Source organism: Pseudomonas sp. 1D4, assembly GCF_001728925.1.
Taxonomy (GTDB): domain Bacteria; phylum Pseudomonadota; class Gammaproteobacteria; order Pseudomonadales; family Pseudomonadaceae; genus Metapseudomonas; species Metapseudomonas otitidis.
In genome coordinates, this window is sequence record NZ_LXJQ01000081.1 from 1 (window position 1) to 14,831 (window position 14,831).

Sequence of the window (14,831 nt, forward strand, 5' to 3'; positions counted from 1 at the left end):
TGCTTCGTTTGATTTCTCTTCCGAAGCGAGGCGCGCATTCTACAGCACCTCTTTCTTCCGTCAAGCTGTTTTTCGAAATTTTTCTTTCTACTCAACAACTTAGCTCGCTTGGCGGAGCATTCCGCTTCAGCGAGGCGCGCATTCTACATGAGTGAAGATGGGTGTAAACCCCCTTTTCGGAAAAAAATTTACGCCCGGCTTCCAGGCCTCTTTATAGATGTGGCTACACCACCCCTTCCTGCCGTAGACGCTCGATAGCCTCCGCCGACAGTCCCAGCACACGCTCCAGTACGGATGCCGTGTGCTCGCCCAGGCGCGGCGGTGCCATCCGGTACTCCACCGGCGTATCGGAGAGGCGTAGCGGGCTGGCCACCTGGGCCACCGCACCGGCCAGTGCATGGGGCAGTTCGACTTTCAGCCCCCGGGCGAGCACCTGGGGATCCTCGAACACCGCCGCCAGGTCGTTGATCGGTCCGCAGGGCACGCCGACCGCCTCCAGTGCCGCCACCCACTCGGTCGTGGTCTTGAATACAGTGGCCTGGCGGATCAGCGGGATCAGTTCCGCCCGGTTCGCCACCCGTGCCTTGTTGCTGGCAAAGCGTGGATCGTCAGCCCATTCCGGATGCCCGGCCACCTCACAGAACTTACGGAACTGCCCGTCGTTGCCAACCGTGAGGATGAAATCACCATCCGCCGTGGGGAAGTCCTGGTACGGCACGATGTTCGGATGCGCATTGCCCAGGCGCCGGGGAGGAACGCCTGTGGTCAGGTAGTTCATCGCCTGGTTCGCCAGGCAGGCCACCTGCACGTCCAGCAGCGCCATGTCGATGTGCTGCCCCCGACCGGTGGTCTCCCGAGCTGTCAGCGCAGCCAGGATGGCCACGCTGGAATAGAGCCCGGTAAGAATGTCCGTCAGCGCCACACCGACCTTGACCGGCCCGGCGCCCTCTTCCTGGTCCGAACGACCGGTCAGGCTCATCAGCCCGCCCAGCCCCTGGATCATGAAGTCGTAACCCGCTCGCTTGGCGTAGGGGCCGAACTGACCGAACCCGGTGATTGAGCAATAGATGAGGCGCGGGTTGATCGCCTTGAGCGACTCATAGTCCAGCCCATAGGCTGCCAGCCCACCGACCTTGAAGTTCTCGATGAGGATGTCCGACTCCGCCGCCAGGCGACGTACCAGCTCCTGCCCCTCCGTCTGGGTGAAGTCGATGGTCACCGACTGCTTGTTGCGGTTGGCCGACAGGAAGTACGCCGCCTCGCTGGTATCCCGGCCATCGGCGTCCTTCAGATAGGGCGGCCCCCACGCGCGGGTATCATCGCCACTCCCCGGCCGCTCCACCTTGATCACGTCGGCACCGAGGTCAGCAAGGATCTGCCCCGACCAAGGTCCCGCCAACACACGGGACAGGTCGAGCACGCGGATATGGGAGAGGGCACCAGCCATGGGATCACCTGCGGAAGAAGAAAGAAGCAGAGCCGGGCACCTCGATATATAGAAGGGCCCGGACAGGGACCGGATCAGAAGAACGCCTGGATACCGGTCTGCGCACGACCGAGGATCAGCGCGTGGACGTCATGGGTGCCCTCGTAGGTGTTCACCACCTCCAGGTTCACCAGGTGACGGGCGATGCCGAACTCGTCGGAGATGCCGTTGCCGCCCAGCATGTCGCGGGCCATGCGCGCGACGTCCAGCGCCTTGCCGCAACTGTTGCGTTTCATGATCGAAGTGATTTCCACCGCCGCCGTGCCCTCGTCCTTCATCCGGCCGAGGCGCAGGCAACCCTGCAGGGCCAGAGTGATCTCGGTCTGCATGTCGGCCAGCTTCTTCTGGATCAGCTGGTTGGCCGCCAGCGGACGACCGAACTGATGGCGGTCCAGCACGTACTGGCGCGCGGTGTGCCAGCAGAACTCGGCGGCACCCAGTGCCCCCCAGGAGATGCCGTAGCGAGCCGAGTTCAGGCAGGTGAACGGACCTTTCAGACCACGCACCTCTGGGAAGGCGTTCTCTTCCGGCACGAACACGTTGTCCATCACGATCTCCCCGGTGATGGATGCACGCAGGCCCACCTTGCCGTGGATCGCCGGCGCGCTCAGACCTTCCCAGCCCTTCTCCAGCACGAAGCCGCGGATGTCACCGGCATCGTCCTTCGCCCAGACCACGAACACATCGGCGATCGGGCTGTTGGTGATCCACATCTTGCTGCCGCTCAGGCGATAGCCACCGTCCACCTTCTTCGCACGGGTCACCATCGAGCCCGGGTCGGAACCATGGTTCGGCTCGGTCAAGCCGAAGCAGCCGATCCACTCACCACTGGCCAGCTTCGGCAGGTACTTCTGTTTCTGTGCTTCGCTGCCGAACTCATTGATCGGCACCATCACCAGGGACGACTGCACACTCATCATCGAGCGGTAGCCCGAGTCGATGCGCTCCACCTCGCGGGCGATCAGCCCATAACACACGTAGTTCAGGCCGCTGCCGCCGTACTCCACCGGAATGGTCGCGCCCAGCAGGCCCACTTCGCCCATCTCGCGGAAGATCGCCGGATCGGTCTGCTCATGGCGGAAGGCCTCCAGCACACGCGGCGCCAGCTTGTCCTCGGCGAACTGCTGGGCGCTCTCGCGCACCATGCGCTCCTCTTCGGTCAGTTGCTGGTCCAGCAGCAACGGGTCGATCCAGTTGAAGGAAGCTTTGGCAGCCATGGGCAAATCCTCGATAGGGGATGGAGTCAGGCGGAGTGTCCGCGCGTTGTGGGGAACAATCCTAGACAGCGCCCCCAGGCCCGGCAAACGAGGTTTTCGCACCCTCTTGTGCTAATTTCTCACTCCGAACGCTTCATAGGCCCGCCAAAGGCCCGCCACTTGTGAGGTAGCCGTACAAAATGCGCCGCAAGATTCCCAGCACCAACGCACTGGTCGCATTCGAATCCGCCGCCCGCCACCAGAGCTTCACCAAAGCGGCCGAGGAACTGGCCCTCACCCAGAGCGCCATCTGCCGCCAGATCGGCGGCCTGGAGGACTTCCTCGGCATCGAACTGTTCCGCCGCTCCCGACGTGGCGTGAAGCTCACCGAAGCCGGCCTCGCCTACTCCCGGCGCATCGCCAGCCAGCTCGACGCCGTCGAACGTGACACCCTCGCCGTCATGGGCCAGCAGGGCGCCATGGCCATCGAGCTTGCCGTGGTCCCCACCTTCGGCACCCAATGGCTGCTGCCCCGGCTGAAAGACTTTCAACGCCTGCACCCCGAAGTCACCGTCAACCTCACCAACCGCACCCGCCCCTTCCTGTTCGCCGACACCGACTTCGACGCCGCCCTGCACTTCGGCACCGCCGACTGGTCCGGTACCCAGTCCCACTTCCTCATGCACGAGCACTCCGTACCGGTCTGCAGCCCTAGCCTGCTGGGCGGCCGGACCAGCCTCAGCGCCGAGGACATCGCCCGCCTGCCACTGTTGCAGCAGACCACCCGCCCCTACGCCTGGCGCCAGTGGTTCAACTCCCTCGGCCTGAACGTCGCCCGCGACCTCAGCGGTCCACGCTACGAACTCTTCTCCATGCTCGCCCAGGCCGCCATGCACGAAATGGGCGTCGCCCTCATCCCCCCCTTCCTCATCCAGCGCGAACTGGAGGAGGGCCACCTGGTCACCGCCCTCACCCACAGCTGCCGCAGCGATAAGGCCTATTACCTGTTCATCCCCGAACGCAGGGTCGAGTCCGCCGTGCTCGGCGCCTTCCGCGACTGGCTGCTGGAAGCCGCCGCCCGGTATCGCCAGGAAGCAGGCGAACCCTGAAGCGAAACACCCTGCCCGACACACCAGAAGGGGTCATCTCCCCGCGCCCCATCCCAGCGCATCACCCACACGGGTGATGCCGCCAGTCGCCCGTTCAGGCAGGCCTGGGCCCCTACCGCACTGGACGAAGAGATCGACGGGCGGGGGCTCATCTCGGTCAACACCGTCAAGACCCACACCAAGAAGATCAACAGCAAGCCCGACGTGAAGCAGCGCACCCAGGCCGAGATGCGCGCCAAGACCCTTGGCCTGCTGGTCTGAGGCAACATCGCGACAATCCGCCACACCCACCCCGCACACCCGGCTCAAAGCCCCGCCGCAGAGCGACCTGACCCTGTAGTCAACTATTCATAAAAACTACAGAAGCCCGAATTTCCGGGACCTTATGGCAACTATAAAAAACGCTGACTAACAGTCCCCACGCTGGACACGGCAGGATTGCGCAGCCTTCCCGAGGTTCCGGCGTGCCCGGCTCTTTTCCACGAGCCCCGGCGCCTCACGGAAGACAAAAGAACGCCGAAAGGCCCATTAGACAAGGGCTGGAGGCAGATCGAACCTTATCGCCGGGAAAACGGTCAGTAGGTGACTTGTAGTTCTTGTTGCGTTTTGCTCCAGAACTCCTTGATGGCCATTCGGTTCACCTGCAAAATGCCGCGCCCGTCCTGGTCGCGCCATGCGCACCCGGCGGCGTCGTGCTGATCCGCCCGCCAGAGCGCCATCGCAGTGCACTGGACTCATAAGTAAAACGATCACGCAGGAGGTTTTTACGTGCACATCGGTGTTCCTCTCGAAACCCAGGCCGGCGAAACGCGGGTTGCCGCGACGCCAGAGACCATCAAGAAGCTGATCGGCCAAGGCCATCAGGTCACCGTGCAGCGCGGGGCCGGCATCAACGCCAGCATTCCCGACGCCGCCTTCGAAGCCGTCGGCGCCACCCTGGGTGATGCCGCTGCCGCCTTCGGTGCCGACCTGGTGCTCAAGGTCGTGGCCCCCAGCGACGACGAAGCCGCCCTGATGAAGGCCGGTGCCGTCGTGGTGGGGATGCTCAACCCCTTCAGCAACGAAACCATCGCCCGGCTCAACGCCCGTGGCCTGACCGCCTTCGCCCTGGAGGCCGCCCCGCGTACCTCCCGCGCCCAGAGCCTGGACGTGCTGTCGTCCCAGGCCAACATCGCCGGCTACAAGGCGGTGATGCTGGCGGCCAACCACTACCCGCGCTTCATGCCCATGCTGATGACCGCCGCCGGCACCGTGAAGGCCGCCCGTGTGCTGATCCTCGGCGCCGGTGTCGCCGGCCTGCAGGCCATCGCCACGGCCAAGCGCCTGGGTGCGGTGATCGAAGCCTCCGACGTGCGCCCGGCGGTGAAGGAGCAGATCGAGTCCCTCGGCGCCAAGTTCGTCGACGTACCGTTCGAGACCGATGAAGAACGCGAGTGCGCCCAGGGCGTCGGCGGCTATGCCCGTCCCATGCCCGCCTCCTGGATGGAGCGCCAGGCCAAGGCCGTTCACGAACGCGCCAAGCAGTCCGATATCGTCATCACCACCGCGCTGATACCCGGCCGCAAGGCCCCGACCCTGCTCCACGAGGCCACCGTCGCCGAAATGAAGCCGGGCTCCGTGGTCATCGACCTGGCCGCCAGCCAGGGTGGCAACTGCCCGCTCACCGAGCTGGACCAGGTGGTGGTCAAGCACGGCATCACCATCGTCGGCCACGGCAACCTCGCGGCCCTGGTGCCGGCCGATGCCTCCGCGCTGTACGCCCGCAACCTGCTGGATTTCCTCAAGCTGGTCATCGACAAGGACGGCCAGTTCCACCTCAACCTCGAAGACGACATCGTCGCCGCGTGCCTGATGTGCCGCGACGGGCAAGTCGTCCGCACCAACGGCTAAGGGGCAGCGGACATGGACCTGATTTCTGACGGCATCTACAACCTGATCATCTTCGTGCTGGCCATCTACGTCGGCTACCACGTGGTGTGGAACGTGACCCCCGCCCTGCACACCCCGCTGATGGCCGTGACCAACGCCATCTCCGCGATCGTGATCGTCGGCGCCATGCTGGCCGCCGCCCTCACCGTCACCCCCCTGGGCAAGGCCATGGGCACCCTGGCGGTAGCCCTGGCTGCGGTGAACGTCTTCGGTGGCTTCCTGGTCACCCGCCGCATGCTGGAAATGTTCAAGAAGAAAGCGCCGAAAGCGGCTGCGGAGAAACACTGACCATGAGCATGAACCTGATCACTGTTCTCTACCTCGTCGCCTCGGTGTGCTTCATCCAGGCGCTGAAGGGCCTGTCGCACCCGACCACGTCCCGCCGCGGCAACCTGTTCGGCATGATCGGCATGGCCATCGCGGTGTTCACCACCGTCGGCCTGATCTACAAGCTCGGCGCGCTGGCTTTGAAAGACGGGGGGGCCACCCAAGGCATCGGCTACGTCATCGTCGGCCTGCTGGTCGGCGGCACCGCCGGCTCGATCATGGCCAAGCGCGTCGAAATGACCAAAATGCCGGAGCTGGTCGCCTTCATGCACAGCATGATCGGCCTCGCCGCCGTGTTCATCGCCATCGCCGCCGTGGTCGAACCCCAGTCCCTGGGCATCGTCGCCACCCTGGGCGACGCCATTCCCAAGGGCAACCGCCTGGAACTGTTCCTTGGCGCAGCCATCGGTGCCATCACCTTCTCCGGTTCGGTGATCGCCTTCGGCAAGCTCTCCGGCAAGTACAAGTTCCGCCTGTTCCAGGGCGCCCCGGTGGTGTTCAAGGGCCAGCACATGGTCAACCTGGCCGTCGGCCTGGCCATCCTCGCACTGGGCCTGTACTTCACCTTCACCGGTGACATCCGCGCCTTCGCCGTGCTGGTGGCCCTGGCCTTCGTCATCGGCGTGCTGATCATCATCCCGATCGGCGGCGCCGACATGCCGGTGGTGGTGTCGATGCTCAACAGCTACTCGGGCTGGGCGGCAGCCGGTATCGGCTTCTCGCTGAACAACTCGATGCTGATCATCGCCGGTTCGCTGGTGGGCTCCTCGGGCGCGATCCTCTCCTACATCATGTGCAAGGCGATGAACCGCTCGTTCTTCAACGTCATCCTCGGCGGCTTCGGTGCCGACGCGGACGCCGGCAGCTCGGGCGGCAGCCAGGAGCAGCGCCCGGTGAAGTCGGGCTCCTCCGACGACGCGGCCTTCCTGCTGACCAACGCCGACACCGTCATCATCGTCCCCGGCTACGGCCTGGCCGTGGCCCGTGCCCAGCACGCGCTGATGGAACTGTCGGAGAAGCTGAGCCACCGTGGCGTGACCGTGAAATTCGCCATCCACCCGGTTGCCGGCCGCATGCCCGGCCACATGAACGTCCTGCTGGCCGAGGCCGAAGTGCCCTACGAGCAGGTGTTCGAGATGGAAGACATCAACTCTGAGTTCGGCCAGGCCGACGTGGTGCTGGTCCTGGGCGCCAACGACGTGGTCAACCCGGCCGCGAAGAACGATCCGAAGTCGCCGATCGCCGGCATGCCGATACTCGAGGCCTACAAGGCCAAGACCGTGATCGTCAACAAGCGCTCCATGGCCAGCGGCTACGCCGGTCTGGACAACGAACTGTTCTACCTGGACAAGACCATGATGGTCTTCGGCGACGCCAAGAAAGTCCTGGAAGACATGGTCAAGGCCGTGGACTGAGATCACACGCCTGCGCTCCACCTTTCCCAGCCCCGGCCTTCGTGCCGGGGTTGTTATGGCGCCATCAAGTCAAGAACTTAAGCGGGAATGGATACCGGCGATGATTCGGCGAGACGCTCATGAGCGGCCAACAAAATGCGCTCCAAGCGCTCGAGCCCCAGAATCACCAACTCGTAGGTGGTGTCCATGCGCCCTGCCCCCAAGGCAACACGCTCCAAAGCCTGGCAGGCGTTGGCAAGACCGAGGTCGCCGACGACCCGAGCACCACCCTTCAATCGGTGCGCAAAACGCGCAACTGCTTGCCGATCACAGAGTCCATAGCAGCGAATCAGACCATCGCGGTCACTGCGGTTGCTGCGTACAACTTCATCCAGCAGACCAATTAGTGCCTGCGGGTCACCACTCGCCATACGAAGCAACGTACGGGGTGGCGCATTACCGTTTCCTCCTCTTTTCCCGCGCAGGGGAAATACCCGAGGTTGGTTCATTATTTCTTGCTCTAAACATTCAATCATGCAGATCCTCCCAAGGATCAGATGTAGCCGGGCAGGACTGCCCGGCGGACTCATGAGGGACCACTACGTAGAAAGGCCACCAGCTCACCAGCTGCGGCGTATTGCCTGAAAATGGCTAGATAGCTATCGAAACGGTTGTTCACTTCACTCACACGATTGCCATAGTGATCGGTCTCTGCGGTCAGCACGTCGAGCAACGTGCGCCGCCCCAGGTGATACCACTGGTCGAAGAAGTCGGAACGAATCCGGTCGGACTCCAACGTCAGCTTTTGATAAAGGTCTGCCCGCTCAGCCATGGTTCGGGCGTCATGGTCAGCAGCCCGGATACGCTGACGCAGGTCGTCAAGGATATCGTCTGTACGCTGTCGCCCGGCTTCTGCCCGACTTAGCGCCGCGCGCTCCGCCGCGCGGGACGAACCACCCGAAAATGCATTCCAGGTGACTTGGATACTGGTTTTCCAAGGATTGGAGTCGCCCTGCAGGTTCTCACCGGTATCCTTGCCTACCACCCAATTCACCTGAGGCCTTCCTGCTGCACGAACAGCACGGGCATAGTCCTCAGCCGAAAGCGACTCCGCACGTGACTGTTGAATCGAGGGATGACGCTCCAGGCTCGCAACCAGATCCCGAGCGTTTGCAAAGCCCAGGCTCCAGGCTGAGGGGGGCGGAAGGCTGATAACGGTGTCGCCCAGAAGACGCTGCAAGGCAATATCGGCGTCCTTCTCCCTGGCCAATGCATTGTCGAGCGCGGCCTGGGCTTGCAGGAGTCGCCCTTTCGCCTGGGTTAGCTCGCTGTTGCGCCCCGGGTCCACCCGGACGATTTTCGCCAGCATCTCCGCCAACTCACCCATACGATCGGCATAGGCACGACTGAGCACTCCGATGTGCTGCTGCTTGGCACGCTCGACCAGCAGCCCGACCACTTCGAACGCGATGTTCTCCTGCTCGCCGTCAAGCTTGTGCGCGTTTGCCTGCAGCAATGCCTCACGACTGGAAATGGTGTTCGAAATCTGCCCCCAGTCGTAGATGCTGGTATTCAGTTGAACAGCTGCAAATCCTTTGTCATTGCTCCGCGCCGAGCCACCGAAGGATGCGGCACGACTCGCCCCGCTCACCTCCAGCTGTGGCCAGCGCCGCCCCTTGGCCTCGTCCAGCTCCGCCTCTGCGACTTCAGTATCAGCGCGGGCGGCCTTGATGCGCGCGCTACGCTGGAGCGCCACCTGCACCGCATGGGCCAAGCGCTCCCGTAGCACAGCTTCATTGACATGCCGAGCATCCTCCATGCCCCGCTCGCGCCAGTATTCAACAGCAGAAACACTCCTCTTCTCAGGATCAGGGTTTTCTAGCGCCCAGGCTGGGGACGAACTGCAGCCAAGCAAAACACAGAGCCCGAACACACGGAAACCTGACTCAGCGCTCACGGAAAGCCTCCCTCGCCTTGAGCACGGGCTTGAGCAGGTAGTCGAGAATGGTCTTCTCCCCCGTCCGAATCTCAACCGACGCCACCATTCCCGGGATGATGGGCAGCAGCTTTCCCCCTGCCTCCAATACACTGCTGTCGGTGAGGACAAGCACACGGTAATAGGTATCGTCCTGACGGCCAGCCGCGGCCTTCTGGTCGTCCTTCAGCGTATCGGGGCTGATGTGCTCGACCCGGCCACTCAAGCCACCATAAATGGCGTAGTCATAAGCCGTGATCTTGACGGTGGCCGGCAGACCCGGCCGCAGGAAGGCGACATCGGAGGGGCGAATACGCCCTTCTACCAACAACTGCTCCTCCAGAGGCACGATCTCAAGGATGTGTTCCCCAGGCTGGATGACCCCTCCCAACGTGTTGACCCTGACGTTCTTGATGGTGCCGCGCACAGGGGCAGTCAGCGTAGTGCGCTCCACGACATCAGCGCGCCCCACAAGGTTCTCGTTGGTTTGCGAGAGCTCCAGTTCGAGTCGGGTTAGTTCAGCATTCGCATCGGCCTGATAGCGATTGGTGCGCTCGATGATCTGAGCCTTGATGTCGTTGGCCTGGCGCCGCATCCGCAGGAGTTCTACATCAGAAAGCAAGCCTCGAGCGGCCAAGGGCTCCGCCAGCCGGATCTCCTGCATGGACAGATCATGGCTGCGCTCGAGAGAGGCGACGCTGTCCAGCAGCGCACGGCGTCGCGACTGGTAGGCGAGGGTTTCCTGCTCGACGACCTCAGGCGCCTGGCGAACCTGTTCATCGAACTGCAAAGGCACGCCATAAGCCTCAGCCCGCAGCCGGGCAATGCTACCCTTCAAGCCCACCACCTTGCTCAGTGCCTCTCGATAGCTGGCTTGCGCACGTGTTGGGTCGATCTTCAACAGAACCTGCCCCGCCTCGACTACATCGCCCTCTCGCACGGCCATTTCTGCGAGGATGCCGCCCTCCAAACTCTGAATGACCTGCTCACGGCTCTTGGAAATGATCCGGGCCTCGCCCTGAGTGATCTCTTCGACCCGCGCAAAGTGCGCCCAGACTGCCCCGACAAAGAGCACCGCCAGAATCAGATAGATGACCAGCAGGGAGCCAGGCGAACGCTGGGCAAGCAATGACTCCTGAACATCGTTCATGAACCGGGTCTCTTCGGCAGTCAGCCGCCCACGCGACCATCGCACGCCTATGGCGAACCGGCTCACGATGCAGCTCCCTGCGCGGCTGGACTAAGTGATGACAAGTCCCCCATGTTGATGGTGCTTTTGCTCCGTGCTACGGGCGGTTGCTTCGCAGCGCCGTCGCTGTTCAGCGCAGCCAGGACCGCCGATTTGGGGCCGTCGGCCACAATGCGGCCCTCCTCGACCACAACGACGCGATTCACCAGGGCCAGCACCGCCGGACGGTGTGTGACCACGACAAGGGTCTGGCCTTGAAGAGCTCTTCGCATATGTGCCAGGAACTGCGTTTCGGTCTGCACGTCCATCGCACTTGTCGGCTCATCCATCAGCAGAAGACGAGGACGAGCCAAAAGGCTGCGCGCCAGGGCAACCAGTTGTCGCTGCCCACCTGAAAGCCCTTCACCCATTTCACCGATCAGGAGGTTAAGACCACGCGGATGGCGGGCAGCCACCTGATCAAGCCCGGTAAGGCGCATGACCTCGAGCAGTTCTTCGGAACTTGCATCCGGGCGGCCGATCATCAGGTTCTCGCGCAACGTTCCGTAGAACAGCCGGGCGTCTTGCCCTACATAACCTGTCGCATGGCGCCAGTCGGCCGGGTCGACCTGGTTCAGGTCCAGGCCTTCGCTGAATACCTGGCCGGTGACAGGCGCATACAATCGCGCCATTACCCGCAACAGGGTGGACTTGCCGCTTCCGACCCGGCCGATGATCGCTACGCGCTCGCCTGGCTGGACGTCCAGATTGATGTCGACCAGTACCGGAGGGTTGGGCTGAAGAGGTGGTGCAGGGTATGCAAAACCCAGGGCACGGAGACTGATCTGCCCACGCAGCAAGGGCTTGGGCAAGTAGCTCTGTTTCGCATCCCGTTCGACCGGCAGGGCCATCAACTTGTCCAAGCTGGAGAGCGCCGCCTTTGCCTGCTGCAGACGTACAGCCAACGCCACGACCTGGCCGAGCGGAGCTGTCACGCGCCCCCCGAGCATCACCGTGGCAATCAGAGCCCCCATGGTCAGTTGACCGGCGTCGATGAGGTAAACGCCCACAATGATCAGCACAACCGTCTGTAATTGCTGAAGCAGCATCACCGAACCGGTTGCCAGGTTGGTCAGTTGGCGAGACTTCATGCTTGTCGCCGCCTGAAGGGCACTGAAGTGTTGCCAGCGGTGCTGCATGAACCCCGATCCGCCGGTTGCCTTGAGGGTTTCCAGACCCTCGATGGATTCCACTAATACGCCCTGCTTGAGGGAGGACTCCTGCAGATTTTCACGCATGGCACGAGCCAGCGGCCACTGGATTGCTGTGCATATGAGCAGGATGAGCGGGATCATCAACAGCGGAATCCAGCCAAGCCCCCCTCCGATGACGAAAATCACGCCAACGAAAAGCAACACGAACGGCAGGTCGGCCAGCGCAGCCAGCGTCGCCGACGCCGTAAAGTCGCGCACCGACTCGAACTCACGCAATTGGTTGGCAAAGCTGCCAGAAGAGGCAGGCTTGTACTCCATTCGGATCGATAACGCCTGACGGAAGAGCATCGCTCCCAGTATCAAGTCCGCCTTCTTTCCGGCCGTATCGAGCAGGTAAGCCCTGACATACCGAGTGATCGCCTCGAACAACATGGCAAGGGCGACCCCGATACCCAGAGACCAGAGCGTTACGAACGCCTGATTTGGCACAACCCGGTCGTAGACGTTCATGGTGAAAAAGATGCTGGCCAGTGAAAGGACGTTCACCATCACCGTGGCAATGACCGCGCTCCGGTAGTAGCGCCGATAGCGCCACAGCGCGCTGAACAGCCAGTGCCCCTTTGACTCCGGCAGCACCTCTCCTGCACGCTCATCCACGCAGGCACGCGGCTTGGCAAGAATGAGGCAGCCGCTATACAGCGCTTCGAACTCCTCACGGCCCATTTCGACAGGTTCAGCCGCAAGCTCCGGTAACCACACCTGATACAACTGCTGGTCACGACCGTCCTGCGAGCGCACCTTGCGCGTACCCAGCAGGATTGCACCACCACTTCCTCGTCGCAGCAAAACCAGAGGAACAACCTGCATGGGCAAGGTCTCCAGGCCCCGCTTCACCAGACCCGCTGTAAATCCGCACTGCTCCAGTGCTCGCAGAGCGAGCGATGGACTCAACAAACCAGCACGCGGCAAGTCACCCACCAAGGCCTCGCGACTTCTCCCCACGCCATGTCGCTCACAAAGCCAAACGAGGCAGTCCAGCAATGTATCGGCACTGCATCCGGGGTCACTAGAAGCATCGGAGGGAAGCTCTTCGCTAAGCGGTACGACGTTATCTGGGGTCATTGGGCGCGCATCCGGCAGTTTTTCGGCCACGCGCAGCCATGTCGGGAACGTCATTGGAGAGCGAGGCAGGAGGGAGTGCGAGTATTCTGAGATCGCCATCACAAGCGCCCAATGAGAATTGTCTTAAATTGCCACCCTCTTCTGTCCATTCCGACCAAACGAGCTATAACGGAGCCGCGCCTAGCGTTTCCCAGCCGCTATTGCCTTTAGGCAGCGCTCCAAGGAGCCGAAGGCCACATTAGAGCCAACAGGTCGCACTCACCCCTCGTAGCCAAATGAAAAACTACAGTTCTTGACCCTGTTTCGGCGAAGCACGTTGAATACGTGGCTTTTACGCAGTGCGGCTCACTGAGCGACGCCATGGTAGTCAGGTCAATCCAATGAAAGCCTTGCAGTCAGCGCACTGATAGCCCAGATGGATGTGAATGATGAGATGGTCCAAACAGCCCCCCATACGCATAGCCGTACTGGATGACCACTCACTGATCCGCAGAGCCTTGCAGCTCTGCTTATCGGCCGAGTCGGACTTCGAGCTGGCGGGACTGTATGCCTCAAGCCGCAGCCTGCTGGATGCCTTGCGGAGCACAAAGACCGACGTTCTACTGATGGACTACTCCCTGAGTGAAGGCGAAGTAGACGGCCAGGCACTGATAAGGATCTTACGCGCCCGCTATCCGGAGATGCACATCTTGGTATCGTCCTCCATTGAGCGCCCAGCTATTGTCCAAGTGGCACTCAAAGCAGGCGCTATGGGATTTGTGGGCAAAAGCCAGGAGATCGACGAACTGCTCGTGGCTATTCGGCAAGTTGCCAATGGGCGCATCTATCTCACCCAGGAAATGGCCTACCAGATCAAGAGCCTTCCCGAGGCTTATGACGAAGGAAGCGATGAAGCCTCACCGAGCATCCCCCTGACCCAGCGTGAGCATGAAGTCATCCGCTGCTGCCTGGCTGGCATGAGCGTTTCGCAGATTGCGACCAAGTTCAATCGCAGCCGGAAAACAGTAAGCGGACAGAAACAATCCGCCTTTCGCAAGCTCGGCATCCGCACGGACGCGGAACTGTTCAAATACCAGGACGAACTGGGCAACCTCTGACACGCAATCCCCACCCCTCACCTTTACAAAGCTGGTAGACAGCTCCTCCCGGCCTGCGGGCGCCTTTTTGGGACAATTCTCGTATCGGCTCCGAGAGCAGGAATGAAGAATTCGCGCCTTACGCGAGTTTTCCCCTGGTTCCGGAGACCTCGCCTGGCAAACACGCCGTGATTGCCAGTGCAACAGGAACCCGTGCATGCGAGGACATCCCGTGAGCAGCAATACCGTCCGAGTGGCCGTCATAGATGGCGTCAAGATCAGTCAAACCGAGGAGCTACGTGTCACCAGCGGCAAAGCCATCCGGGTAAAGGCCGTCGCTGGGGGCAAATACATCCTGGCAGAAGGTGACCAGGGAATAGCTCCTGAAAACATTACCCTGACACGACACGGTGATGATCTGCTGGTCTGCCTGGAGGGTGCGCCCATCGACCAGCCCGATCTCGTTATCGAGGGCTTCTACAGCGCCCCGGGGCAACTGATCGGCATGGCGGAAGACGGCATCTATCACCCATTCGTCGCCTCGGACGGTGAAAGCGAGCATGAAGCCGCGTTCCTAATCAATGACGTTTCCTCTCCCCACGCTCTCGGCATCGAAACCATCAGCGGCCTTGACGAACTGGAGGCAGCCGGAGGCATCTTCTGGCCAGCCGCCTGGGGGCTCGGTGCCTTAGGTCTAGGCGGAGCAGCCGCAGCCGGCCTGGGCGGTGGCGGTGGCGGTGGCGGTGGCGGCAGCGACGAGGTGCAACCTACCTTGCCTGGTCAGACAGAGCTGCCAAAACCCAAGCTGGAAAGCATCATCGACAACGTCGGCAGT

General features: G+C 62.2%; 12 protein-coding genes. 6 read left to right on the forward strand and 6 right to left on the reverse strand.

Going from position 1 to position 14,831, the window contains the following annotated elements; translation table 11 throughout:
- Nucleotides 1-223: 223 nt before the first annotated feature.
- Nucleotides 224-1,447, reverse strand: a complete 1,224-nt coding sequence (locus tag A7D27_RS25765; protein WP_069563582.1) for a CaiB/BaiF CoA-transferase family protein — start codon at nt 1,445-1,447, stop codon at nt 224-226.
- 74 nt (nt 1,448-1,521) lie between these two features.
- On the reverse strand, nt 1,522-2,703 hold the full coding sequence (locus A7D27_RS25770; protein ID WP_069563583.1) for an acyl-CoA dehydrogenase: 1,182 nt from the start codon (nt 2,701-2,703) through the stop codon (nt 1,522-1,524).
- Between the two features lie 179 nt (nt 2,704-2,882).
- On the opposite strand from A7D27_RS25770, the gene A7D27_RS25775 reads away from it, so the two are divergent.
- The 4 genes from A7D27_RS25775 to A7D27_RS25790 all read left to right on the forward strand — a co-directional run bounded on the left by A7D27_RS25775 (nt 2,883) and on the right by A7D27_RS25790 (nt 7,462).
- Nucleotides 2,883-3,791 carry a LysR family transcriptional regulator gene (locus tag A7D27_RS25775; RefSeq protein WP_069566542.1) on the forward strand — a complete coding sequence of 303 codons (909 nt, stop codon included), beginning with the start codon at nt 2,883-2,885 and terminating at the stop codon, nt 3,789-3,791.
- A gap of 768 nt (nt 3,792-4,559) precedes the next feature.
- Nucleotides 4,560-5,681, forward strand: a complete 1,122-nt coding sequence (locus A7D27_RS25780; RefSeq protein WP_069566543.1) for a Re/Si-specific NAD(P)(+) transhydrogenase subunit alpha — start codon at nt 4,560-4,562, stop codon at nt 5,679-5,681.
- A gap of 12 nt (nt 5,682-5,693) precedes the next feature.
- Nucleotides 5,694-6,008, forward strand: a complete 315-nt coding sequence (locus tag A7D27_RS25785) for an NAD(P) transhydrogenase subunit alpha (RefSeq protein WP_044405771.1) — start codon at nt 5,694-5,696, stop codon at nt 6,006-6,008.
- Between the two features lie 2 nt (nt 6,009-6,010).
- The gene (locus A7D27_RS25790; protein ID WP_069566544.1) at nt 6,011-7,462 is read left to right on the forward strand and encodes an NAD(P)(+) transhydrogenase (Re/Si-specific) subunit beta; all 1,452 of its coding nucleotides are present in this window, start codon (nt 6,011-6,013) and stop codon (nt 7,460-7,462) included.
- A 77-nt stretch (nt 7,463-7,539) separates the two neighbouring features.
- Here the strand turns inward: A7D27_RS25790 and A7D27_RS27575 are convergent, their stop codons facing one another.
- Genes A7D27_RS27575 through A7D27_RS25810 form a run of 4 tightly spaced genes read right to left on the reverse strand, consistent with a single transcriptional unit; the run spans nt 7,540 to nt 12,920 of the window.
- The gene (locus A7D27_RS27575) at nt 7,540-7,977 is read right to left on the reverse strand and encodes an Hpt domain-containing protein (RefSeq protein ID WP_165669125.1); all 438 of its coding nucleotides are present in this window, start codon (nt 7,975-7,977) and stop codon (nt 7,540-7,542) included.
- A 50-nt stretch (nt 7,978-8,027) separates the two neighbouring features.
- On the reverse strand, nt 8,028-9,398 hold the full coding sequence (locus A7D27_RS25800; RefSeq protein ID WP_139131257.1) for a TolC family protein: 1,371 nt from the start codon (nt 9,396-9,398) through the stop codon (nt 8,028-8,030).
- Nucleotides 9,388-10,632 (reverse strand): HlyD family type I secretion periplasmic adaptor subunit, encoded by a 1,245-nt coding sequence (locus tag A7D27_RS25805; RefSeq protein ID WP_240920508.1) that lies wholly within the window; start codon nt 10,630-10,632, stop codon nt 9,388-9,390. Before A7D27_RS25805 ends, A7D27_RS25800 begins: the two co-directional genes overlap by 11 nt.
- Nucleotides 10,629-12,920, reverse strand: a complete 2,292-nt coding sequence (locus A7D27_RS25810) for a type I secretion system permease/ATPase (protein ID WP_083265792.1) — start codon at nt 12,918-12,920, stop codon at nt 10,629-10,631. The genes A7D27_RS25805 and A7D27_RS25810 overlap by 4 nt, the downstream gene beginning before the upstream one ends.
- Nucleotides 12,921-13,348: 428 nt before the next feature.
- On the opposite strand from A7D27_RS25810, the gene A7D27_RS25815 reads away from it, so the two are divergent.
- Together A7D27_RS25815 and A7D27_RS25820 are read left to right on the forward strand one after the other, a co-directional pair.
- The gene (locus A7D27_RS25815) at nt 13,349-14,017 is read left to right on the forward strand and encodes a response regulator transcription factor (RefSeq protein ID WP_069566545.1); all 669 of its coding nucleotides are present in this window, start codon (nt 13,349-13,351) and stop codon (nt 14,015-14,017) included.
- A gap of 211 nt (nt 14,018-14,228) precedes the next feature.
- The coding region (locus A7D27_RS25820) for a hypothetical protein (RefSeq protein WP_218188496.1) at nt 14,229-14,831 on the forward strand (603 nt) is incomplete at its 3' end.

Coding starts and splice junctions, on each gene's coding strand:
- A7D27_RS25765 (WP_069563582.1), bottom strand. CDS start 1,447: ATGGCTGGTGCCCTCTCCCATATCCGCGTGCTCGACCTGTCCCGTGTG.
- A7D27_RS25770 (WP_069563583.1), bottom strand. CDS start 2,703: ATGGCTGCCAAAGCTTCCTTCAACTGGATCGACCCGTTGCTGCTGGAC.
- A7D27_RS25775 (WP_069566542.1), top strand. CDS start 2,883: ATGCGCCGCAAGATTCCCAGCACCAACGCACTGGTCGCATTCGAATCC.
- A7D27_RS25785 (WP_044405771.1), top strand. CDS start 5,694: ATGGACCTGATTTCTGACGGCATCTACAACCTGATCATCTTCGTGCTG.
- A7D27_RS25790 (WP_069566544.1), top strand. CDS start 6,011: ATGAGCATGAACCTGATCACTGTTCTCTACCTCGTCGCCTCGGTGTGC.
- A7D27_RS27575 (WP_165669125.1), bottom strand. CDS start 7,977: ATGATTGAATGTTTAGAGCAAGAAATAATGAACCAACCTCGGGTATTT.
- A7D27_RS25810 (WP_083265792.1), bottom strand. CDS start 12,920: ATGACCCCAGATAACGTCGTACCGCTTAGCGAAGAGCTTCCCTCCGAT.
- A7D27_RS25815 (WP_069566545.1), top strand. CDS start 13,349: ATGAGATGGTCCAAACAGCCCCCCATACGCATAGCCGTACTGGATGAC.